Here is a 23,725-nt window from a genome sequence, read left to right as displayed (position 1 = left end):
CGCAAATCGCATTAAAGGAATTTATTTTTGGACCGATTGTGCTCTCCGTTACATCAACCCAACCATTTTCGCCTTGGGCTTGCCATGTGGTCGCACTCGAATTGGCAAGAAAGTGTGTATGGTCACGGAACTAAACAAGCGGAGCGACTCGCCCGTTACGCGACAATATTCAATACTGTCGAAGGGAACACCAGCTTCTACGCAACGCCTGCACAGCAAACGGTAATGAATTGGCACAGTGCCACGCCAGAGAGCTTTCGTTTTACCTTCAAACTACCGCAAACCATCACTCACCAAAGATTATTGCAACACTGCGGCCAAGAATTGAAAGATTTTTTCCAGATAATGACACCATTAATCGATAAAACAGGGATCTGGAAAATTCAACTGCCCGCCCATTTCGGCCCAGAAAACTTGCTTGCGTTAGCGCAATTTCTAGATCAAATCCCCCAAGGGTTAACCTATGGCGTCGAAGTCAGGCATGCTGCGTTTTTTGCTAAGGGAGATGCCGAGCGTGCGCTTAATCGATTACTCATCGATAAAAAAGTGAATCGCATCATCATGGACAGCAGGCCCTTGTTTGCACTGCCGCCCTGCAATGTCGCGATTATCGACGCTCACAAGAAAAAACCTCGAGTGCCAGTGCATGCGATTGCCACCGCCAATAATCCAGTGGTGCGCTTTATCGGCCAACCAGACGATGCCGTAACACAACTCGCACAGCAAGGCGTTACTGCTTTACCTAAGGATAACGATGCCTTTTTTGATAATTGGCTGACCCAACTCCCGCAGTGGCTCGCAGAAGGTCGAGAACCCTATCTGTTTATCCATACTCCCGACAATGAAGCCGCGCCTGAACTAGCCATCCGTCTCTATCAAAAATTGCGCAGCCAAATTGCAGCGCAAATTCACCTCACCGAGCTAAGACTACTTGATAAGAAACCTGAGGAGACAAGCACGCAGATGGGACTTTCTTGGTAAAACGGGCGCTAAGTAAAATGGACGTAAGAAGAAACCCACGGCAAACTCGCCGTGGGTATATACCCAAACAACCTGAAGATGCAGGATTCAGCGGGAATTTAACGCACTTTAGGCAAGGCCATTTATTGCTCCTGCATAAATGGCATTCACGCCATCCATGGCGATTGCGGTTATTTGCAGGCCTAGCGGGCTAAGTTAAAAATAACCAACGCAGCATAACGTGCGTTAAAACCCGCCGGGACGGAGCGCCCAGGGCACTCCACTTCCGTGTTGCATCAATTCAAAAGGTGGCCGACATTCTGTCATTAATGCACCTTGAATTGAAGCACCCTGGGCGCTCTGAAACTCGTATCTTCAGGTAGCTTGGGTATAGATTAAAAACAGCTTTAACTCGGGATAAATAAGTTATTCATTTGCTCAAAATCAAGGGCAATGGCTTTAGGTATTGAACCGTTATCAACGGCAATAACCGCATCTTTTGGCTGCAGCTGAAACGGCTTTGCCTTAATTGAATTTAACAAAATTGGATTAAACAAAGTGTCATAGGCTTGTAAAAATGAAGCCGGACCGGTGGAAAAACGCTGCACACCTGCGGCAAATAACTCGCCGATATCCATCTGCTCATTCAATAGCATAAAATTCAGTGGCATATCCACAGCGGCAGACAAGCGCTTAGCGGTCTCGACCTGATTAGCGCCAGGGATAAAGCCGCCATCAGCGCCCGCAGCCTGATATTGAGTTAACCTATCGATTGTCATAGCGACCGCGGCATCACCACTGGCTAAGCCCAGTAAATACACATCGGTTCGCGCATTAATAAATAATCCTTGGCAACGAGGATGTGTGCGAATAGCCTGAATTTTTGCCACCATCTCAGCAACACCTGCACTGCCATCCTCAATATTAATCCCTGCTACGCCAAGCTCAGCGAGCTGCGCAACAAAAGCAGCAACCTCATCGGGATCTTGGCTATAACCAGATTCAATATCTATCGTCACAGGCACTCGGCTCAACCGTAGGATATGGTTCACTGCGTCCAATAAAGCCGCTTTAGGTAGCGCTTGGCCATCGGGATAACCGAGCGACCAAGCCAATGCCGCGCTACTGGTCGCAATCGCACGGGCGCCCGATGCTTGGATGATGGCCGCACTGGCGGCATCCCAAGCGTTAGTTAATATCAGCGGCTCTGATTGTTGATGTAATGCTTTGAAAAGTATTCTAGATAGCTCAGCCATCTTATGTCCTTGTTGGTGTTGAAGGCTCAACTCTAACAAGATGGCTTAGGTAATTATCGCGGGAAACGGCACTGAACCGAAAAACCAAGCCCTCAAGGCTTGGCTATGTGAGCATTCAACTTGAGTATTCTTGGCTAACCCCAAAGTGCATTGGCAAGGATAAACACACTCGCGGAGAGCAACATAGTAATAGGTAGTGTCAGCAGCCAAGCAAGCATGATCTGCTTAATGGTTTGGATCTGAAGCCCTGAACGATTAGCCACCATAGTGCCCGCTACAGCGGAAGACAAAATATGAGTCGTCGATACCGGCATCCCCGTCATACTGGCAATCCCAATAGAGACGGCAGCGGTGACCTGCGCGGCAATGCCTTGGCTGTAAGTCATACTCGATGAACCAATTTTTTCCCCCACGGTATATACAATCCGCCGCCAACCCACCAACGTGCCGCACCCCAGCGCAGTAGCAATGGCAATAATCACCCAAATGGGCGCATACTCAGTAGTTCTAGTGAGATCTTTTCGCCATTTAGCCAATGAACTCAAATCCTTAGCAGGAAGATCCAATTTAGCCACTTGGCGAGCAGTATCATCGATGCACAACAATAAACGTCGCACCTCGCGTCGCTCTTCTACATCCATATCTTTGTAAGTCGAGACTTTTGCTAAGCGACGGTCAAGCAACGACATCGCCGGTAATACATTGGCAGATGAGCAATGGGCCAGCATATATTCGGGAACGTTGACTAAGGCTTTAAAGTCGATAACATCCGCGATAACGGCTTGGTTACGGTCATAAATCGCCATAATGCGACGATTAGCATCTTGAGTTCTTTCTAAATCATAGGGTTGACTGCCCATGTCCAAGGCAAAATAAGCCGGTGCCATACAAATCAGCACTAGCATCACTAAACCTATCCCCTTCTGTCCATCGTTAGAACCATGGGCGAAACTCACCCCCATAGCAGAGATAATTAAACTCGCCCTTGCCCAAAATGGAGGGTGTTTTTTACCATTAATCTGCATCTGCTCATCTGGGGTACGGTGAATTTTATGTTTCTGCCAAACGTATTTCATGATGAGCAAAAAAATCCCTGCCATCACAAACCCTAAGGTCGGCGAAATAATCAAGGACAGCATGATCTGCGTTGCTTTAGAGACATTAATGCCCTGCAAGATAGGCTGATGATTTATCCAAGCGAACGCGCCACCCACGCCCATTATCGAACCAATCAAGGTATGGGAACTCGATGCCGGAATACCAAAATACCAAGTGCCTAAGTTCCAGATAATTGCCGAAAATAGCAGGGAAAACACCATCAACAAGCCTTGGATTGAGTCCATACCTAGCAAGGAGTCTACGGGTAATAAATGCACTATCGCATAGGCCACCCCTAACCCCCCTAACAGCACACCCGCAAAATTAAATAGTGCGGAGGTAACGACCGCCAGATTTGCCGGCATTGCCTTGGTATAGATCACCGTCGCTACCGCATTTGCTGTGTCGTGGAAGCCATTAATAAATTCGTATGCCAGTACAAAAAGTACGGCAAGGACTAAACCCACCGACCACGCAAAGCCTAACGTTGTGAACATTTCAAACATAAAATATTTACCCATGGCGAGAACGCCCACAGGTTACGCCCAAGTTTGGGGTCTTTTACAGTGAAAAATTGTTTAGATTGTCAAAAAGTGAATTAGCCCCCAATAACTCAGTAGCATGCTTGCAATTACAACTGGCTTGATTTTATTCGGCCAAATGAATATTTGTGCCGCAAAAAGGTGCAATATATTGATTTAATATTAAATAAGCCAACTAGAAATAGTGTTCATAACCATACGTCGTAACAGGGTTATATCCCATGATCACCTAACCGAAATCGCTGTGGTGTCATCCCAAAACGCTCCTTGAAGGCTTTGATATAGGATGAATCATTTTGATAACCAATTTGGTGGGCCACATTCTGTATTGATAGGTCAGTGGCCAATAACGACAGCGAATAGATCAGCCGCAAATGTTGACGCCATAATACGAATGAAGAACCAAACTCCCTCACAAATAGCCTCAACAATGTTCGTTCCGATGCCCCAACCATCTCACCCCATTTCACTAAAGAGAAATCTAAAGCTGGCGTTTGGGTTAAATGCTCAAAAATCAATTTTAGGCGCCTATCTTGCGGTATCAGTAACTTGAAAGTCTGTCCTTCCGCACTATTAATTTGATCATATAACACCTCAAGCAAACGCAGTATTGGCGCCTGAACCATTGGATCAACATTCGTTGGGGTATTAAAAGCACATTGTTTTCTCAGCGTTAGCACTAACTCCCTTATAAAAGCACTCATGGCGACGGGCTTAACCATGGCACCATAATCTCGACCATACATAGGATTCAAATAGACACCAATAAAGCAGGTATCTGTAATCGCAACAGACTCATGCATGACACCTGCAGGCACAAAAAGCGCTGTGGTATGGGGGACCAAAAAAAGTACCTCATTTGCCTCTGTCTGTAACAGGCCTTGAAGCGGAAAAATAAGCTGATGCCAACAGTGCTGGTGTAAAACATCCACATAACCCTTCTGCATCTCAATCGTTTTGACAAAAGAAGGCATATTCGGCGCTTGCTCAATAATGGCGTTAATCGAATCGAGTTGGCGACTTAGCATCATTACTTGTCCATATAACGTTATTCAGCCAAATAAAAAGGATTGTAGCATAGCGCTATCCCATAAAAGACACAGGAAAACTCGATGCGCATTCATTGCATTATCCATGAAAGCTATGAAGGTCCAGGCTATTTTAGCGATTGGGCTGCAAGCAAAAACTACAGTATGAGCTTTAGCAGAATCTATCTAGATGAAGCTTTACCCGACAATAGTGATGGTTTTGATCTATTAATTATCCTCGGTGGCCCTCAGTCTCCCGCGACATGCCAAAACGATTGTCCATATTTTGATAGCCAAGCAGAACAAAGGTTTATCAGACAAGCTATCCAAAAAAATAAAGCCGTTGTGGGGGTTTGTCTTGGGGCACAGTTAATCGGAGAGGCATTAGGTGCCCGTTATCAAAAGAGTCCACATGCCGAGATTGGTTACTTTCCTATTGAACTGACTGCGGCAGGAAAAAGTGATGTTAACCTTAAGACATTTTCGACCACTGAAGTGGTCGGCCACTGGCATAACGACATGCCAGGCCTCACTCCCGATTGCGAAGTGCTCGCCACAAGTGCAGCCTGCCCGCGGCAAATTGTACGTTACACAAATTTAGTTTTTGGATTTCAATGCCATCTTGAATTTATCAGTAGCCAATTAGCGCCATTAATTGATCAAGAAAATGCTTTTTCTAGCACACAGAAAATGCCATATATTCAAAGCCCTGAGTTCATACTGGGGCAATCAACGGCTAGGATGAATCAGTTGCTGGGGCATTTTTTAGATAATCTAGTCCTAACCTATCAAGCCGTATAAAGTAAAAAGTGGCTCAAGCCAAAACAAAAACGCCAGCTAAGTTAGCTGGCGTTTTAGATTAATGAATCACGAATCACGAATCGCTTATTGCAGATGACCTGCATTGTGCAATTCACGATCATCCTTAGCAGGCGGATTCCACTGATACATCCAAGTCTCAGACAATGGCTGACCATCGACCTCCAAATAGACTCTCAGGTTAATCGGCTCAGTCCCGTCTCCCGGTGGCACTACGTCAAACATAGCGCGGTAACCATTAATCGAGGCTAGAGGACGGGCTGATTCAATTTCCACTTTGCCTTCAGATGCTGTGATCACGGCTTTAACTTGGGTGTCTTTACCTATCATAGGTAAAGTTCCGCCCGCGAAATCCACCACAAAACGCTTACTGTAGTATTTGCGTTTCTGGCCAACTACGCCGCCAATCCCGGTGAAGGTATCGACAACCCGAGCACGGGGTGATTGAACCGGTGGAATGCCACCCCAGTACATGTTGTAGCTGTACAGCAGCTCTTGACCAGGTACAATCGGCTCAGCAGGATTCCAGAAAGCAACTATGTTATCAAAGGTTTCATCCAGTGTTGGAATTTCAACCAACTGCACTGAACCTTTGCCCCAACTGCTGGTTGGCTCAATCCATAGGCTTGGGCGTTTATCATAAAACACGCCGTCGTCCTGATAATGATCAAAGTTACGATCACGTTGCAGTAAGCCAAAACCTTTTGGATTTTCATCGCTATAGGCGTTGAATCGCAGGTTTTCAGGGTTACCTAGCGGACGCCAAATCCATTCACCATTCCCCGTGTGCATGGCTAAACCATCGGTATCATGGATTTCTGGACGCCAGTCATAACCGGTACGGCGATCGTTCTCACCCACCATAAACATACTGGTCAGTGGCGCAACGCCTAAACGTTCAATCGCTTTACGTGGATAAACTGCCACATCCACCTTCATTTTTAAACGTTCACCCGGTTCGATATCAAAACGATAAGCCCCTGTGACACTCGGAGAGTCTAGCAAGGCATACACAGTGGTGATATTCGATCCTGGTTTAGGTTTTTCTAACCAGAAATTGGTGAACATTGGAAACTCTTCGGGTTTTGGCAGTGCAGTATCAACCGCTAAGCCGCGAGCCGACAAACCGTACTGCATTTCTTGACCCACTGCGCGGAAATAACTAGCGCCAAGGAAGGCAACAATGTCACGCTGCCAATCGGTATTAAATTGCATACGGAAACCCGCAAAACCAAGATCCTTAGGCAACTGACTACCTTTGACCTTTGACTTGCCGTAATCGAACATTGAAGGTGAATACTCGATTAACTTAGCCTTACCCTCATTTAGCTCATAAATATGAATAGGGGTATCGAAAAACAGCCCAAGATGGAACAGTTCGGCACGAAACTCCGAATCTTGATCACGCCATAGTGCGGCTTTCTTCTTGAAGTGGAATTGTTGGTAATCATCCCAACTCATGCCCTGAAGGCTTTTAGGTAATTCGCCTTTATGACTCTCATAGGGTTGTGCCGCCATAGTACGGGCATAACCCTTTAGCCAAGCGTAACTAAACTCTTCACCTTCTTGTGGTGACGCCTGCTTACCTGCCGCACATGCTGAAAGACTCAACAATACGCTACAGGTTAACAATACGCCGCCAACCATACGCTGCAAACGGCCGCGACGAGAGGAAGATTGGGCTTCAATCGAGGGTAGTGTCACCCTCGATTCTTGATAAACGTTTCTTTGTTCGGGAAATAAATTGGGTTGCATAAGCAGACTCTGAATTGGTGTAACTTCCTGACACTTCCCTGCAAATCTGACTCAATTGCAGCGATGGCCCTGTGGAGAACTGTTGATGACAGAGGTAACAATACAGCGATCAGCAACAATTCGCCAGAATCTAGCATACTTTCTGTCGAATGGAATATGGCATGCTAGCTATTTTCAATCTTGAGGCCTATTTATGAAAATATGATTAAAAAATTCCGTTATTTACTGAATTCACGCCCATAAAAACTTCACTGCCAGCAAGAAAGCCGTCGACTTAATATCTGAAGATAAAGTGCACCTTCGGCATAGGTTAATTATCTGCTCAGCATGTTAACTCGAAGAGATAATATCGCCAGCCCGCAACATCGGTTTATGGCCTTAAAATCATACAAGTCGCCGTAGCAGTGGCGAGCAGTTTTCCATCCTGCGTTTTTAGCGTACCTTCCGAAATACCTAAAGACTTAGATAAATTGATCACCTTGCCCTCAGCCACTAACACTTGATGTTTAGGCACAGGTCGAATCATTTTAATATTCAAATCGATAGTGCCGTAACCGACACCCGCTTCAAGCAATGTATGCACGGCGCAACCTGTAGCCGAATCCAATACAGTCGCGGCAAAACCACCATGAACACCGCCCAATGGGTTGAGGTGCTTATCATCGGCAGTCGCATGGAATGTCACCGTTCCTTCGTCGGCTTGAACCAGCGACATTGGCATAGTGAGAGAGATAGAAGGTGCGGGTAATTCCCCCCTTGCCATTGCCTGTAAAATAGCTAAACCCGACATTTGCTGAATATTCATATTCCACCTAAATTGATGAGCGTCAAAGCACATGAATAAAAATGACCGCTTAACCACTTTGGATTAGGCGATCATTTAACTGAAAATCCACTTAAACGCTCAGTCTGCATTAACCCCAGCTGCGCCTAAATTGGGCCAATCTACTACTAAAAAGACTAATAAATATAAGCTCAGCGAAGATCGAATCTATCTAAGTTCATCACCTTAGTCCAAGCGCCGATAAAATCATCGACAAATCGTAGCTGTGCATCACTGCTCGCGTACACTTCTGCGAGTGCACGCAGCTGCGAATTAGAGCCAAAGATCAAATCAACACGACTTGCAGTCCACTTTTGCTGGCCACTGACGCGATCAACACCCACAAACATATCCTCCGCTTTGGAAGTGGGTTTCCACGTCGTCCCCATATCGAGCAAGTTAACAAAAAAGTCATTGGTCAAAAACTCAGGACGCGCAGTCAAGACACCCGTTTTTGACTGATCAGAGTTCGTATCTAGCACCCGCAGACCGCCAATAAGCACTGTCATTTCCGGTGCAGTTAAAGTCAGTAATTGCGCCCTATCGACCAATAACTCCTCCGCCGAAATAGAAAACGGAGTGGGATGATAATTTCTAAAGCCATCTGCGACAGGTTCAAGTACCGCAAAAGATTCCACATCAGTTTGTGCTTGCGTGGCATCCATACGACCCGGCGTAAATGGAATCGTCACTTCAACCCCCGCATTTCTAGCCGCTTGATCAATACCGACACAACCTGCTAGCACAATCAAGTCAGCAAGGGAGATTTTCTTACCTCCTTGATTGAACTCAGACTGAATACTCTCAAGCACTTTGAGCACCTTAGCGAGCTGCTCAGGCTGATTCACTGGCCAATCTTTTTGCGGTGCGAGTCGAATTCGAGCACCGTTCGCACCACCGCGCATATCAGAACCGCGATAGGTAGACGCCGAGGCCCAAGCAGTGGCAACGACTTCTGAAATCGTTAATCCAGAACCAATAATCTTCAGTTTGAGATCAGTAACATCCTGCTCATTAACCAGGGGATGATCAACCGCAGGAATGGGGTCTTGCCAAAGAAACGTTTCTGCAGGCACTTCAGGACCCAAATAGCGTGTGCATGGCCCCATATCTCTGTGTGTCAGCTTGTACCAAGCTTTTGCAAATACATCGGCAAACTCATCGGGATTTTCAAAGAATCGACGTGATATTTTCTCGTAATCAGGATCGAAGATCAGTGCAAGGTCGGTAGTCAACATGGTTGGCACATGACGTTTTGAGGCATCATGCGCATCGGGGATCACCCCTTTACCCGCGCCATTTTTAGGTATCCACTGATGGGCACCCGCAGGGCTCTTAGTCAGTTCCCATTCATATCCGAATAGATTTTCAAAAAAATTGTTACTCCATTGGGTTGGTGTTGAAGTCCAAGTCACTTCGAGGCCACTGGAAATAGTATCGCCACCTTTACCGCTTTTATAGCGACTCTGCCAACCTAGCCCTTGCTGTTCAATACCTGCGGCTTCTGGCTCAGGTCCGACTAATGCTGCGTCACCTGCACCATGGGTTTTACCAAAAGTATGACCACCGGCAATCAAAGCTACGGTTTCTTCATCATTCATCGCCATGCGGGCAAAGGTTTCGCGGATATCTACAGCGGCAGCGAAAGGATCTGGGTCGCCATTGGGTCCCTCAGGATTAACATAAATCAACCCCATTTGGACTGCGGCGAGGGGATCTTCAAGATCTCGCTCTCCCGAGTAACGCTTATCGTCTAACCATTTATTTTCCGCACCCCAGTAAATATCAGCTTCGGGTTCCCAAATATCGACTCGCCCACCAGCGAAACCTAAGGTTTTGAATCCCATAGATTCCAGCGCGACATTACCCGTGAGGATCATCAAATCGGCCCAAGAGATTTTATTGCCATATTTTTGTTTAATCGGCCAAAGGAGCCGGCGTGCTTTATCGAGGTTTACGTTATCTGGCCAGCTGTTTAACGGTGCAAAACGTTGATTACCGCTCCCCGCTCCGCCACGTCCATCACCGGTACGATAGGTGCCGGCACTGTGCCATGCCATACGAATAAATAGCGGCCCATAGTGGCCAAAATCTGCAGGCCACCAGTCCTGTGAATCCGTCATTAATGCGAGGAGATCTTGCTTTACAGCAGCTAAATTGAGGGATTTAAAGGCTTCAGCATAATTGAAGTCATCACCCAAAGGATTAGATAAGGAAGAGTGTTGGTGCAGAATATCGAGCCGGAGCTGTTTAGGCCACCAATCTCGATTCGAGGTGCCACCAGCAGAATGGTGCATAGGACATTTGTTCTCAGACATAACGTGCTCTCCTTCTGTTCGCAAAAAATATTCAAGTAAATAAAATCTAAATGACTTTTGCCGCAAGTTTGTACTGCTTAACGCTCTCTACCACAGACTAATCGTTTCAATAGAGAAATAAAAACCAGTCTAACGACCTTACCTTACCTCTAGATGAAACGCGATGAATCCGCTCATTAAAAAATATTCAGCAAAAATTACCCTTTCTAAAATAAGCCATTAAAGGATAGTAGAATGATACTAATCATAAAAAACAAGGGCTGCAAAATGCAGCCCTTGTTTTTTATTAGGTAAAACTATGGGATAACTGACTATTTAACTTCTGCCACAGGTTTGCGTCTATTGTGCGCAATGATCAGGGCAACTAAACAGATAACCCCGACAGCGATACCCACTGGCTGGCTCAAAGGTTGCGGTAAACCTAGGCCAATACCCGCAGTCATAATATAAGACACAGTAACGCTGGTGCCGCCAATTGCTGGTAAGCTAACAATCCAATGGAAGGTCCCACGATCGAACAAATACTTAGTCGCTAACCACAATACACTGGTTGATAGCAGCATATTTGAGAAAGCAAAGTAACGCCAAATCAAAGAGAAATCGATCTTCGTCATAAAGTACGCAATGGTCAGAATAGGCACAGCAACCAATAAACGATTACGCATACTTTGCGGAATATGGAAGGCATCGATAATCGTCAAACGCAGCGAACGAAATGCGGTATCGCCAGAGGTGATAGGGAAGATAGCCACGGCCACAATCGCCATAATACCGCCCGCAACACCTAAATACGTAGTTGCCACTTGATTAACTACTAAACCTGGGCCACCTTGGTCGAGCAAACTCTTAAGCTCTACATAACCGCCGGGGAAAGCTGCAATACCCGCCGTTGCCCATACACAAGCAACGATACCTTCAGCAACCATAGCGCCATAATACACAGGGCGAACATACTTCTCATTCGTCAAGCAACGGGCCATGATGGGCGCTTGAGTTGAATGGAAACCGCTAATCGCACCACAGGTAATAGTCACAAATAACAGTGGCCATACTGGTAAGCCGTCTGGATTTGGCTCAAGTAACTCGTTGTTGTAATGACTGTGGTCGAAATAGGCAAACACATCCCCCATTTCAGGTAACTGCGGCGCATTGATCATTAGAGCAACAGCGATAGAAACTGTCATGACTATCATCAACAAACCAAATGCGGGATATAATTTAGTGATGATTTTATCAATCGGCAGCATAGTCGCTAAAAAGTAATAGACTAAAATCACTAACACCCAGAAGGTATTATTGCCAAAGATGGTGTCTTTAAAATAATCGAGATTACTCAGCAAACCTGCGGGGCTCATGATGAAGACCACACCCACAAAAAACAGCAGCATAGCGGTAAACAGCAACATCACGCCTTTAAAGTAAATATTAAAGTAGTGGCCCGCAATCTCTGGCAGACTCTTACCGTCTTCTTTTATGCTGAGCACGCCAGAAAAATAATCATGTACTGCGCCGCCAATAATATTCCCCAGTACAATCCACACTAAGGCTATTGGGCCGTAAAGTGCACCGAGGATCGGGCCAAATATCGGCCCCACACCCGCGACATTGAGGAACTGGATCAGAAACGCTTTAGCCGGATGAACCGGAACGTAATCGACGCCATCTTCGAATCTCGCCTGTGGTGTTATCGCTTTAGGATCTATACCCGCTTGCCGCTCAACAAAGGGACTATAGAACTTGTATGCAAGCACTAAGAGTGCGATACAAATAAAGAAAATTAACATTATTTAATTATCCATACTTTAGTAGGAGGTGATTTAATGGAGAGTTTCATTGAGTTAGCGACTGAGGTCAAGCAACACACTATTAGACTAATGTCGGGTTGATTATCTGAAACAGCCGTACGAGTGGGTATAGATGAACAAACGCGTTTAAAAATAATCCCTATGAAGTATTTATGCACTCAGTAATACAACCAACTATTTTGATGTATCCCAATTGCCTCTTCTTGAACTCTTTGCCCTAGGTATTCCTGCAAACCATCGCTATCGAAAATGAAATGAACACAGACAATATCGCATGTGACTGGCGGCGAGATGCTAGCAGCATAGACGAGTGTTTCGTGACATCCCAATATACAACCCCAAGTTAAAGACACTATCTACACTCACAGGCTAAACCCGCAATCTACACTACGATCGATAGCCACAACCTAAAGCTAACGTGCCACTTGATGATGCTCATCTAGCCCATTTTTAGGTTACTAATGGTTCGACTTTAACACTCATTATTTTTAGCTATTTTAGAAAACAAAAAACCAGCCAAATGGCTGGTTTTTTAGGGGGTATTTCATCGTAGCGATGCTCAGGTCATACCTAAATCAATCACTGTAAACTTAACCTATTGAGACTTACTAAAAGTCGAGTGGCTAAACTAATACAACAAAATGTACAACGAAATACCTTGTTCGACTGCATTACGCCTGTGGGCGCATGGCAGGGAACAGGATCACGTCACGGATAGTATGAGTGTTAGTGAACAACATCACTAAACGGTCGATACCAATACCTTGACCTGCCGTGGGTGGCAAACCGTGTTCCAGTGCAGTGATATAGTCTGCATCGTAGAACATAGCTTCATCGTCACCTGCATCTTTGGCGTCAACCTGTGCTTTAAAGCGGTTGTCTTGATCTTCAGCATCGTTCAGCTCGCTAAAGCCGTTAGCCACTTCTCGGCCACCGATGAAGAATTCGAAACGGTCAGTGATGAAATGGTTGTCATCATTACGACGTGCCAATGGTGAAATGTCCGCTGGGTAGCCAGTGATGAACGTTGGTTGCATCAATTGCCACTCAGCTGTTTCACCGAAGATTTCTTCAAGTAGCTGACCACAAGTCCAGAACTTCTCAATCTTCATGCCTAAGCTTTTCGCCAAATCGCGCATGAATTCAACATCTTTCACTTGCTCATAGGTCATAGCTTGGATAGTCGCGTTATCAGGATTGTACTTCTGAATCGCTTCTAACATGCTTAAACGTGCGTATGGGCCGCCGAAATCAACTGTGTGCTCGCCGTAGGGCATTTGCGCACTGCCAAGCAGTTCGATAGCAATCGAGCTGAGCATTTCTTCGGTGAGGTCCATCAGATCTTTGTAGTCTGCATAAGCCATATAGAATTCCATCATAGTGAATTCTGGGTTATGACGTGGTGACAGACCTTCGTTACGGAAGTTACGGTTGATTTCGAACACACGCTCAAAACCGCCGACCACTAAACGCTTCAGATATAGTTCTGGTGCGATACGCAGGTACATTGGCATGTCTAAGGCGTTGTGATGAGTGATAAAAGGACGGGCCGAAGCACCACCTGGGATCACATGCATCATAGGGGTTTCAACTTCCATGAACTCTTTTTTGATCATGAAGTTACGGATTGCAGAAACTACTTTAGAACGCATGATAAAGGCATTGCGCGAATCTTCGTTAACGATGAGATCCACGTAACGTTGACGGTAGCGCATTTCTTGATCGGCTAGACCATAATAGTCCGCAGGCAATGGACGCAGCGCCTTGGTCAGTAACTCGTACTGTTCCATGTTGACGTATAAGTCGCCTTTACCAGACAAATGCAGCTGACCAGTTACACCTATGATGTCACCGATATCCAGACCTTGAAAACGCTCTTTCAAATCAGCTTGTACGCTTTTTTCAGCGTAAGCTTGAATACGGCCAGACACGTCTTGGATCACTAAGAAAGGACCACGTTTTGCCATGATGCGGCCAGCAATGCTGGTCTTAAAACCTAAGGCTTCGAGTTCTTCTTTAGTGTTTTGACCATACAGTGCTTGCAGTTCAGCCGCTTTATGGGTGCGACGGAAGGTATTTGGATGCGCATTAGCACTACAGTTTGGGCGGATGCTTTCTAGCTTGGCACGGCGCTCGGCGATCAGTTTGTTCTCATCAATTACTTGTTCAGTCATCTTATTTCTCGTCTATACCTTGAATTAATTACAGCCCAGATTTCAAACTGGCTTCGATAAACTTATCCAGATCGCCATCGAGTACCGCTTGAGTATTGCGGGTTTCAACGCCTGTGCGTAAGTCTTTAATGCGGGCATCGTCTAATACATAAGAGCGAATTTGACTGCCCCAGCCGATATCAGACTTAGCGTCTTCTGCGGCCTGTTTGTCGGCATTTTGCTTGAGCATTTCTAACTCAAACAGTTTTGCTTTCAGCTGCTTCATCGCAGCATCTTTATTTTTATGCTGTGAACGGTCGTTCTGGCACTGCACGACGGTATTCGTCGGTAAGTGGGTAATACGAATCGCCGATTCCGTTTTGTTAACGTGCTGACCACCCGCGCCCGATGCGCGATAAGTGTCAATACGCAGATCCGATGGGTTGATATCAATCGTGATATCGTCATCGATTTCTGGATAAACGAACACAGAGCAGAATGACGTATGACGACGACCCGATGAATCGAATGGCGACTTACGTACTAAACGGTGCACGCCAGTCTCAGTGCGTAACCAACCGAACGCATATTCGCCAGTAAACTTAATGGTCGCGCCTTTAATACCGGCCACGTCACCATCGGTCACTTCCATCAACTCAGGGCTAAAGCCATGGGCTTCGCCCCAACGTAGGTACATACGCAGCACCATGTTGGCCCAATCTTGGGCTTCGGTACCACCACTACCAGACTGAATGTCTAAATAACAGTTTGACGCATCTTGCGGGCCGGAGAACATACGACGGAATTCAAGATCGGCAAGGCGGCTTTCGAGATAATCCAGCTCTTTACTGGTTTCATTGAAGGTATCTTCGTCTTCCTCTTCAATAGCCAGCTCGAGTAAGCCTTCAACATCTTCAAGACCTGAGTCCATATCGTCTATGGTTTTGACCACAGCTTCTAGGCTAGCGCGCTCTTTGCCTAAGGCTTGGGCGCGCTCTGGGTCGTTCCACACTTCTGAACTTTCAAGCTCACGGGTAACTTCTTCTAGACGCTCATTTTTGGCATCGTAGTCAAAGATACCCCCTAAGAAGCTCCGTGCGCTCGGCAAGCTCCTTAATTTTGAATTTTACTGGATTAACTTCAAACATGAGTTTTCAACTTTCTTTATTTGGCCGCTTTAATTGATCTTCCACTAAAAGGGGCAGTGATTAACAGTATTTGCAACCGCGCATTTTAACCTAACCAGACTGGTAAACCTAGGGGTGCACTGTTCATTAAATGGGATAACAAGGATTATTTTCCAAGCTAAAAGACCACAGCACTAACGCCGAGACTAACAAAAAGCAATGAGTTAAGACTGTGATCTTACTTAAATTTAGCCAAGAATTTAGCCAAGATGATGCTATGCGCGAGGCCAATGGCTGACACACAAGCGCTCTCCTGCCTAAAAAACCCCCATAATATCAAAGGAAACACAACTAAAAAGGCCTGATAACGCCAACCCCATCACGACTAAATTAGAACAAACATTCACCAGCGCACAGTCTGGGCGGGTTTGTGATTCAAGCTGCAATTTTGCAGCAAACTTCACTCGCCCATAAGCGTCTTCTAAAGCTGTCTAGGTATACTCGAAACAACCTAAGCCTGCAGCCCCGCGCTATAGCAGCTAAGCACCCTACATATAAAAAGGCCATGGGATGATAGAACTTCGAATTGATGACCAAGTGTTGTCGGTTAATCCGACCGATAACCTACTGCAAGTGGCGCAAGCTGCTGGCATAGCAATACCCAGCTTATGTGATCCCAGCGTAGCCTCGCAGCAATTAGGCGTTCACGAGCATGCAGACAAGCAAGCCTGCAATTTGTGTGTCGTCCAGATTGAGAATTCCGACGCCAGTTTGCGCTGCGTACGCGCCTGTGAAACGTCCGCCACAGTCGGCATGCGAGTCATAACTCAGTCTGAATTCTTAAGTCAAAAACGCAAACAAGCGCTGACTGAGATCTTGAGCGATCATTTTGCTGATTGCGAAGCCCCCTGCCAACAAGCATGCCCAGCGGGCGTCGATGTGCAGAGTTACCTGTATCACATAGCCCAAGGCAACCATACTGAAGCCGTTAAAGTCATTAAACAAACTTTGCCGCTGCCACTCTCCATTGGCCGTGTTTGCCCTGCTTTTTGTGAAGCACAATGTCGCCGCGGACTCGTCGATGAGCCCATTGCCATACGCCAATTAAAACGCCACGCCGCCGATCTCGACTTAGCAGATGGCGAAAATGGGGGCATGAGTTATGTGCCGCCACGCCAAACCGACACGGGCAAAAAAGTTGCCATTATCGGTGCGGGTCCAGCTGGGTTAAGTGCCGGATATTACTTATCAAACCAAGGTCATAGCGTAGAGGTATTCGAATCTATGCCACAGGCGGGTGGTTGGCTACGTTATGGTATTCCTGAGTATCGTTTACCTAAGGCGATACTAGACAAGGAGATCGCACTCCTGTGCCGCAATGGCTTAACCATACACACAGAAACACGTCTCGGTCACGAGATACATTTAAATCAATTAGTTGAAGATTTTGATGCCGTCTGTCTCGCCATTGGCGCCCAAAAAGCTGTGCCTATGGATTATCCCGGCAGCACACTCGCGGGTTGCTACTTAGGTGTCGATTACTTAAAAGATCATTGTCTCGACAAGACACTCGTACTGGGCAAAAAAGTCGCTGTCATTGGTGGTGGCAATACCGCTATTGATTGCGCCCGCACAGCAGTGCGTGAAGGCTGCGATGTCACCCTAATTTACCGTCGCACCCGCGCCGAAATGCCCGCCGAAGCTTACGAGGTACATGAGGCCGAAGTCGAAGGGGTGAAGTTTCATTTTTTAACCAATCCGCTTGAAAACCATAGCGATGTGCAAGGTAGAGTCCATTCAGTCACCTTCGCTAAGATGGCACTCGGCGAAGCCGATGCCTCTGGCAGACGCGCTCCCGTTGATACTGGTGAAACCTTTACTCAAGATTTCGACACTGTGATAGCCGCAGTATCACAAACTCCCGACATGAGTTTTATGCAAGATCCCGCGAGCCACTTAAGCAATGGTGAACTCGCTCTCAGCCGCTGGAATACCTTTATTGGCTGCGAGCACACTATGTCGTCCGGGGTTGAAAAACTCTTTGTGGTGGGGGATGCACGCCGCGGCCCTGCTACCGCAGTCGCCGCGATAGGCGATGGCCATAAAGCCGCAATTGCCATAGATAAATTGCTCAAACAAGGCCTAAGCTGTGAGCTGCATGCCACTGAATTTAATTCATCAAAAGCAGTCGGTAACACAATAAAACAAGGCTTGCCAACTACCGAACTCTACCCCTCTGTCGCACGTAAAGCCCGTTTAACCATGCCCGAATTGAACGCGGTGCAACGTTTGCTAAATTACGGCGAAGTCGAGCTAGGCTTTGCTCCCGATGCCGCCATGCAAGAAGCTGCTCGCTGCCTCGAATGCGCCTGCCAAGCCAATACGGATTGTAAATTAAGGGACTATGCGACCGACTACCATGTCGAACCTAAGTCACTCAGCACTCAAAGCGCGCGTAAGTTTTCGGTCGATAAATCGAGTCCGTTCATTCAATTTGATGCAAATCGTTGTATTAGCTGCGGTAAGTGCGTCGATGTGTGCCAGTTGCAGAGTGGCCATTGTGCGATTCAATTTGCCCATGATTCCTATCAAGCGCTGCCGCAAGACATAAGCGAAACCGCCACGCGCCGTGCACCGAGAGTCGGCTTTAGCGCTAGCATGGCCGACAGCAAATGTGTGCAATGCGGCAACTGTGTGCAGGTTTGCCCAACAGGCGCACTCGTCGATGCGCGGGACAAACGCCAAGGCGATGAAACGCCACTCAAAACCGCCTCAACGATTTGTACCTATTGCGGCGTAGGGTGTCGGCTTGACCTTAAAATCGATACCAGCACGAATCAGATCCGTCATATCGAGGGCAATAAAGAGTCTGTGGTAAACCAAGGCATGTTATGTGTGAAAGGCCGGTTTGGTTTCGATTTTATTCACAGTGAAAAACGCCTCACCACGCCACTCATTCGTAAAAATGGCCAGCTCACGCCAAGTAGTTGGCCTGAAGCCATCGCCTATGTGGCCGAACATTTACTGCAAATAAAACAGCAACATGGCAGCAATGCACTGGCAAGCTTGGCCTCGGCAAAAGCCACCAATGAAGAAAACTTCCTCCTGCAAAAATTTGTCAGAAGCATACTCGGCACCAATAACATCGACCATTGTGCCCGTCTGTGTCATTCATCCACAGTCACAGGCCTGCAGCAAAGTATCGGCAGTGGCGCCATGACCAATGACATTCCGAGCATTCAAGCATCGGATGTGATTTTTATCATAGGCTCAGACACCAGCAGTGCTCACCCGATCATCGCCTCAAAAATTAAGCAAGCCGTGGCTTTGCATGGCGCGAGACTAATGGTGGCCGACCCTAAACGTGTCGCCATTGCCGACAGTGCACAGCTTTATGTCGCCCACAGACCCGGCACAGACGTCATGCTACTCAATGCCATTATGGCGGAAATTATCCGTAATGACTGGCAGGATAAAAGCTATATTGCAGCGCGCACCGAAGGCGTGGATGCTCTCTATGCTGAACTGGCAAAAACAGATTACAGCCTAGAAAACGCAGCCTTGATAACAGGTGTTAAAGCCGAAGATATCGCCCGCATCGCCCGTACCATAGGCACGGCCGATAAAACCGCAATCTACTATGCTATGGGCATTACCCAGCACACGACGGGACACGACAATGTCACCGCCATATCTAATCTACAACTTCTGTGCGGCAATATTGGGGTTGAAGGAGCGGGGATTAATCCACTGCGGGGACAAAGTAATGTGCAAGGTGCCTGTGACATGGGCGCACTGCCTAACTTCTTCAGTGGTTATCAAAAAGTCACCGACATTCACGCCAGAATGCGTTTCGAGGCACATTGGCAAACGCCGTTATCGGGAGAAATTGGCGTAACCGCCACCCATATGATGCATGATATTTCCAAAGGGAAAATCAAGGCGTTGTATGTGATGGGCGAAAACCCCGTATTAAGCGACCCAGATCAAGCCCATGTGCTTAGGGCGCTTAATGCAATCGACTTTTTAGTGGTGCAGGACATCTTCCTCACCGAAACCGCCGAGCTTGCCAACGTGGTTCTGCCCGCCGCAGCCTTTGTCGAAAAACGCGGTCATTTCACTAATACTGAACGACGAGTGCAGCGACTCGAACAGGCCCTGCTACCGCCAGGTGAAGCCCTGCCCGATTGGCAAATTGTCCAAGCCATTGCCAATGCGATGGGTGCCGCTTGGGATTACCCTAATGAAGAAGCGATTTGGCAGGAAATCAATGAGCTGACACCACAATATCGCGGCATTACTTGGCAGCGATTAAGCACTGGAGTTGACGGTAAAATTCCCCAAGGTATTCAATGGCCTTGCCCAGATGAAGCTCATCCAGGTACTCCCATTATGCACCAAGGCCAATTCACCCGCGGTTTAGGTAAGTTCACGCCAGTGAGTTATCGCTTACCCGCAGAAATGCCCTGCAGTGAGTACCCGCTCACCCTCTCGACCGGACGTTTACTGGAACAGTTCCACACAGGCACCTTAACCCGTAAAACGGCCGGACTCGACTTACTCGGCTCGCCTAAGGTAATGATTTCAGTCTATGACGCCGAGCAACTCGGCATAGGCAATGGCGATAAAATAAAACTTACTACCCGTCGCGGTGAAATTGAAATCGACGCTTTTGTGACGAAAAGAGCCCAAGCTGGCGTGCTATTCCTGCCCTTCCACTTTGTGGAAGCTGCGGCGAATAAACTTACCATCAATGCGCTCGATCCTATCGCTTTTATCCCTGAATATAAGGTCTGCTCGGTAAGGGTTGAGCGGGTTGCCGAGAAAATTAATTAGAATGAACTGACTAGGCTGGATTGACTAAAGTAAATGGATTAAGTGCTCTTCAAAAAGATAAATAAGCCAAATAAAACGGGAGACCTTAAGTCTCCCGTTTTAATCAAGATTGCTGCAATTAAATCTTAAACTGTCCCACTAAATCTTAAACTGGCCCACTAACTTGCCCAAGTTAATGCCTTCTTCCGAGACTGTCATACTGATCCTAGCGGCATCTTCGCTGGAATGAAGTAACTCGTTTACAATCTCTTGGATGGCATACACGTTACGGTTAATTTCTTCGGTTACTGAGCTTTGCTCTGTCGCCGCGGCCGCAATTTGGGTACTCATATCATTAATCGCCGTTACCGCTGAAGTGACTGAGCCTAAACTATCGGAAATCGTACGAGAAGAATCCACCGAACGTACACAGCTTTGCTGACTCTCTTCCATGGCTTTCACGGCTTGGGTCACTAGCTTATGCAGTGCCGATAACATCTCGTTGATTTCTAACGTGCTGGCTTGAGTTCGACTGGCTAAGTTACGCACCTCGTCGGCGACCACAGCAAATCCACGACCCTGTTCACCAGCACGGGCCGCTTCGATGGCGGCGTTTAATGCCAATAGGTTAGTTTGCTCGGCAATACCGCCAATGACAGAAAGCACGCTGTTGATCTTCTGTGATTGCTCGCTGAGTGATTTTATACTGCCTGCCGCATTGTTGATTTGCGACATTAAAGACGCAATCTCCTCAAGCGAAGCATCAACACAACGCTGAGCATTTGCCACATCACCAGTAGCAGCGTGAGTCGCTTCGGCTACTTGAGTGGTATTCTTAGCCACTTCGTTCGCAGTGGAGGACATCTCAGTGATTGCAGTCACCACCTGATCGGTTTCATTGTTATGACTCACCAACTGGCTCGACATGACTTTAGTTTGATCATGAATCGCATTGGCTGCCGTTTTTACTTTAGCCGTCGCGGTCGCGACATCGCCGATAATATGCTGAAGTTTATCGACAAAGAGGTTAAAGGAGCGCCCAAGTTGGGCAATTTCGTCTTCACCTTTTACGGTAAGTCGCTTGGTTAAATCCCCTTCGCCCTTAGCAATATCATTTAAGTTATCGGCCATATTCTTGATTGGCACAACCATACGATGGGCGGCAATCATAATAATAAAGCCAGTAATACCCGTAAGGAAAAGCGCTATCAGCAAAATCGCGAAGGATTTTTCTGCCATTTGCTCAGTCACTGTCTCACGATAATCTTCAACAACAGCTTCAATATCATCGATATATGCCCCAGTACCTAACATCCAGTCAGTACCAGGGATCATCATGGCGTAACTGATTTTTTCAATCTGTTCATTAGTATTAGGTTTTTGATAGTAATAGGAGAAACTACCATCGCCACGTTTAGCGGCATCGAGCAGACCGACGATAATTTTAGTGCCGCGAGGATCTGTCATATCCATTTTATTTTGCCCTTCTAAACTCGGTATGAGGGCATGAAAAATATTTTTCCCTTGAGAGTCATACATGAAGAAATAACCCGCACTGCCAAAACGTATGTCTCTTAGCGCTTGATTCACATTCCCTTGTTCTTTTAACGATAATTGGTAATTCACTATACCAGCGGCAATTTCGGTAGCTTCTTTAATTTGTTGTTTACGTTCACCGACGAGCTTAGATCTAAAGGTAACCACCTCATCGGCAAGCGCATCTTGCTCAACATAATAAGAAACCGACATCAACACCAATAATGCGAGGATCAAAGGAAACAGCGATAGCAATAATAATTTATTGCGCAAACTCAACTTAGACATACTTGAATGCTCCAAAGGATTACAACTTGTATCTTCGGAGTATAGCTAAGATTGTTGTATTTCTATGCGCTTAAAGTAACAAAATCTTAATCTTGCTCAATAAACATTCGATTAATAACGACTCAGTTCAAAGCATATTAAGCAGCACACCACATACACTAAAACCTAATACCAGTTGTAGCATGGGTGGTTTAAATAACTTTAATGCACCAAAACCGAGCAATACCAAGGCCATATCTTTACCTGAGAATACCGCCTGAGAAAACACGGGTTGATAAAGTGCTGCGGCAAGTAAGCCAACAACACAGGCATTGACGCCCGCTATCGCACCAGCAATTTTTGGTCTTGCGGCAATCGCATGCCAGCTTTTCAACCCCACCAGCATGAGTAAAAAACCGGGTAAAAAAATGGCTGCGGTTGCGATGCAAGCCCCCATGAAGGGCTTATCTAACATCACTTCAGCGCCTAAAAAGGTCGCAAAGGTAAACATAGGTCCTGGCACTGCTTGGGCAAAGGCATAACCTGTCAGAAAACGATCGCCACCTATGGTATCACCCACCGCTGTTTCTAGCAGAGGTAGCACAACATGACCACCACCAAATACTAAGCTCCCTACGCGATAAAACTCACCGAAGATCCAAGCTTCAGATCCTAAATCCACGATAAAAAAACTGCCGATGAGTAACACAAAAAATAGCAGTAAATATATATAATTCAATTTGATAGGTGCAAGCGGTGCAGTGTCATCTTGCGTCGCACTCAATTTATATATACCGATAGTCGCAGCGCCGAGTAACAGCAGGATTTGCATCCACATAGATGGCGCAATCAAAATTGCCGCGGCACTGACTAACATTAATAGGCGTGCGGATTTGCGTTGGCAGAACTGTTTAAACATGGCGAAAACGGCATCGGCAACCACAACGACGGCCATTAATTTAAGCCCATAAATCATCCCTTGAACATAATGATTGGCGAGCCATGCCGACGTTGTTACCGCCAGTAAGTACATCAAAATAAAGGAAGGTAGTGTAAAACCGGCAAAAGCAGCAAGCGCGCCAACAAGCCCGCCTCTTTGATAACCAATGGCGAAGCCCACTTGGCTCGACCCTGGCCCCGGCATAAATTGGCTTAAGGCAACCAGACTGGCGTAACGCTTATCATCGAGCCAACCGAGTTCATTTACGAAGGTCTGGCGAAAATAACCAATGTGCGCCGCAGGTCCGCCAAAACTCATCAAGCCCAAGGTAAAAAAGCGTAGGAAAATCTGTAGCATAAATCGCCGTCCATCAATGCATAAAGTGCTGAAGATTATGCCACTAAAAAGACACTTTGATGAAGTTTCACGCGAGCAGCGCAGATAAAGCTTATCAAAGGACTCCACACAGCAGAGCCCTTAAGA

Annotated in this window: 14 protein-coding genes; 3 read left to right on the top strand and 11 right to left on the bottom strand. The window is 46.6% G+C overall.

Annotation, left to right across the window (positions count from 1 at the left end; genetic code table 11):
* The first annotated feature begins 27 nt into the window (after positions 1–27).
* The gene (locus L5L91_RS12375) at positions 28–981 is read left to right on the top strand and encodes a DUF72 domain-containing protein (RefSeq protein WP_263236715.1); all 954 of its coding nucleotides are present in this window, start codon (positions 28–30) and stop codon (positions 979–981) included.
* Positions 982–1,367: 386 nt separating this feature from the next.
* Here the strand turns inward: L5L91_RS12375 and L5L91_RS12370 are convergent, their stop codons facing one another.
* The 3 genes from L5L91_RS12370 to L5L91_RS12360 form a co-directional block, all read right to left on the bottom strand.
* Positions 1,368–2,216 carry an isocitrate lyase/phosphoenolpyruvate mutase family protein gene (locus tag L5L91_RS12370; protein WP_263141766.1) on the bottom strand — a complete coding sequence of 283 codons (849 nt, stop codon included), beginning with the start codon at positions 2,214–2,216 and terminating at the stop codon, positions 1,368–1,370.
* 134 nt (positions 2,217–2,350) lie between these two features.
* Positions 2,351–3,820 carry an inorganic phosphate transporter gene (locus L5L91_RS12365; protein ID WP_105252986.1) on the bottom strand — a complete coding sequence of 490 codons (1,470 nt, stop codon included), beginning with the start codon at positions 3,818–3,820 and terminating at the stop codon, positions 2,351–2,353.
* 248 nt (positions 3,821–4,068) lie between these two features.
* Positions 4,069–4,884 (bottom strand): helix-turn-helix transcriptional regulator, encoded by an 816-nt coding sequence (locus tag L5L91_RS12360; RefSeq protein ID WP_317630176.1) that lies wholly within the window; start codon positions 4,882–4,884, stop codon positions 4,069–4,071.
* A gap of 84 nt (positions 4,885–4,968) precedes the next feature.
* On the opposite strand from L5L91_RS12360, the gene L5L91_RS12355 reads away from it, so the two are divergent.
* A complete protein-coding gene (locus L5L91_RS12355; protein ID WP_263236712.1) occupies positions 4,969–5,685 on the top strand; it encodes a type 1 glutamine amidotransferase in 717 nt (238 codons plus the stop codon).
* Between the two features lie 84 nt (positions 5,686–5,769).
* On the opposite strand, the gene L5L91_RS12350 is transcribed toward L5L91_RS12355, so the two are convergent.
* From L5L91_RS12350 to prfB, 6 genes are all read right to left on the bottom strand, one after another.
* A complete protein-coding gene (locus L5L91_RS12350; protein WP_131524680.1) occupies positions 5,770–7,458 on the bottom strand; it encodes a glucan biosynthesis protein in 1,689 nt (562 codons plus the stop codon).
* 370 nt (positions 7,459–7,828) lie between these two features.
* Entirely contained in the window at positions 7,829–8,263 is a 435-nt protein-coding gene (locus tag L5L91_RS12345; RefSeq protein WP_263236711.1) for a PaaI family thioesterase, read from the bottom strand.
* A 170-nt stretch (positions 8,264–8,433) separates the two neighbouring features.
* Entirely contained in the window at positions 8,434–10,599 is a 2,166-nt protein-coding gene (gene katG / locus L5L91_RS12340) for a catalase/peroxidase HPI (RefSeq protein WP_263236709.1), read from the bottom strand.
* Positions 10,600–10,910: 311 nt separating this feature from the next.
* On the bottom strand, positions 10,911–12,383 hold the full coding sequence (locus L5L91_RS12335) for a carbon starvation protein A (RefSeq protein WP_105250058.1): 1,473 nt from the start codon (positions 12,381–12,383) through the stop codon (positions 10,911–10,913).
* Positions 12,384–13,075: 692 nt separating this feature from the next.
* Positions 13,076–14,578, bottom strand: coding sequence for a lysine--tRNA ligase (gene lysS, locus L5L91_RS12330; RefSeq protein ID WP_263208173.1), 1,503 nt, complete (start codon positions 14,576–14,578; stop codon positions 13,076–13,078).
* Between the two features lie 28 nt (positions 14,579–14,606).
* Positions 14,607–15,705 (bottom strand): peptide chain release factor 2 gene (prfB, locus tag L5L91_RS12325; protein WP_168824900.1). Its coding sequence is split into 2 segments (ribosomal slippage): positions 14,607–15,629 and positions 15,631–15,705, totalling 1,098 coding nucleotides; the frame shifts between segments, so codons are not numbered across the junction.
* Between the two features lie 549 nt (positions 15,706–16,254).
* On the opposite strand from prfB, the gene fdhF reads away from it, so the two are divergent.
* Positions 16,255–20,520, top strand: coding sequence for a formate dehydrogenase subunit alpha (gene fdhF, locus L5L91_RS12320; protein ID WP_263236707.1), 4,266 nt, complete (start codon positions 16,255–16,257; stop codon positions 20,518–20,520).
* Positions 20,521–20,658: 138 nt separating this feature from the next.
* Here the strand turns inward: fdhF and L5L91_RS12315 are convergent, their stop codons facing one another.
* Both L5L91_RS12315 and chrA read right to left on the bottom strand, forming a co-directional pair.
* A complete protein-coding gene (locus L5L91_RS12315; RefSeq protein ID WP_105250062.1) occupies positions 20,659–22,323 on the bottom strand; it encodes a methyl-accepting chemotaxis protein in 1,665 nt (554 codons plus the stop codon).
* Between the two features lie 127 nt (positions 22,324–22,450).
* Positions 22,451–23,599: a chromate efflux transporter gene (gene chrA / locus L5L91_RS12310; RefSeq protein ID WP_263236706.1), complete on the bottom strand. Its 1,149-nt coding sequence runs from the start codon at positions 23,597–23,599 to the stop codon at positions 22,451–22,453.
* Between the last annotated feature and the right edge of the window lie 126 nt (positions 23,600–23,725).

Origin of the sequence: Shewanella sp. SM55 (assembly GCF_025654025.1) — a bacterium.
Taxonomy (GTDB): domain Bacteria; phylum Pseudomonadota; class Gammaproteobacteria; order Enterobacterales; family Shewanellaceae; genus Shewanella; species Shewanella oncorhynchi.
The sequence above is the reverse complement of the archived record's forward strand: the minus strand, read 5'-3'. Positions and strand labels throughout refer to the sequence as shown.

What these genes read in the sequence shown, in the direction of transcription:
- katG (WP_263236709.1), bottom strand. Translation starts at nt 10,599, where the DNA reads ATGTCTGAGAACAAATGTCCTATGCACCATTCTGCTGGTGGCACCTCG.
- L5L91_RS12370 (WP_263141766.1), bottom strand. Translation starts at nt 2,216, where the DNA reads ATGGCTGAGCTATCTAGAATACTTTTCAAAGCATTACATCAACAATCA.
- L5L91_RS12365 (WP_105252986.1), bottom strand. Translation starts at nt 3,820, where the DNA reads ATGTTTGAAATGTTCACAACGTTAGGCTTTGCGTGGTCGGTGGGTTTA.
- L5L91_RS12360 (WP_317630176.1), bottom strand. Translation starts at nt 4,884, where the DNA reads ATGCTAAGTCGCCAACTCGATTCGATTAACGCCATTATTGAGCAAGCG.
- L5L91_RS12315 (WP_105250062.1), bottom strand. Translation starts at nt 22,323, where the DNA reads ATGTCTAAGTTGAGTTTGCGCAATAAATTATTATTGCTATCGCTGTTT.
- L5L91_RS12355 (WP_263236712.1), top strand. Translation starts at nt 4,969, where the DNA reads ATGCGCATTCATTGCATTATCCATGAAAGCTATGAAGGTCCAGGCTAT.
- L5L91_RS12345 (WP_263236711.1), bottom strand. Translation starts at nt 8,263, where the DNA reads ATGAATATTCAGCAAATGTCGGGTTTAGCTATTTTACAGGCAATGGCA.
- L5L91_RS12335 (WP_105250058.1), bottom strand. Translation starts at nt 12,383, where the DNA reads ATGTTAATTTTCTTTATTTGTATCGCACTCTTAGTGCTTGCATACAAG.
- lysS (WP_263208173.1), bottom strand. Translation starts at nt 14,578, where the DNA reads ATGACTGAACAAGTAATTGATGAGAACAAACTGATCGCCGAGCGCCGT.
- chrA (WP_263236706.1), bottom strand. Translation starts at nt 23,599, where the DNA reads ATGCTACAGATTTTCCTACGCTTTTTTACCTTGGGCTTGATGAGTTTT.
- fdhF (WP_263236707.1), top strand. Translation starts at nt 16,255, where the DNA reads ATGATAGAACTTCGAATTGATGACCAAGTGTTGTCGGTTAATCCGACC.
- L5L91_RS12350 (WP_131524680.1), bottom strand. Translation starts at nt 7,458, where the DNA reads ATGCAACCCAATTTATTTCCCGAACAAAGAAACGTTTATCAAGAATCG.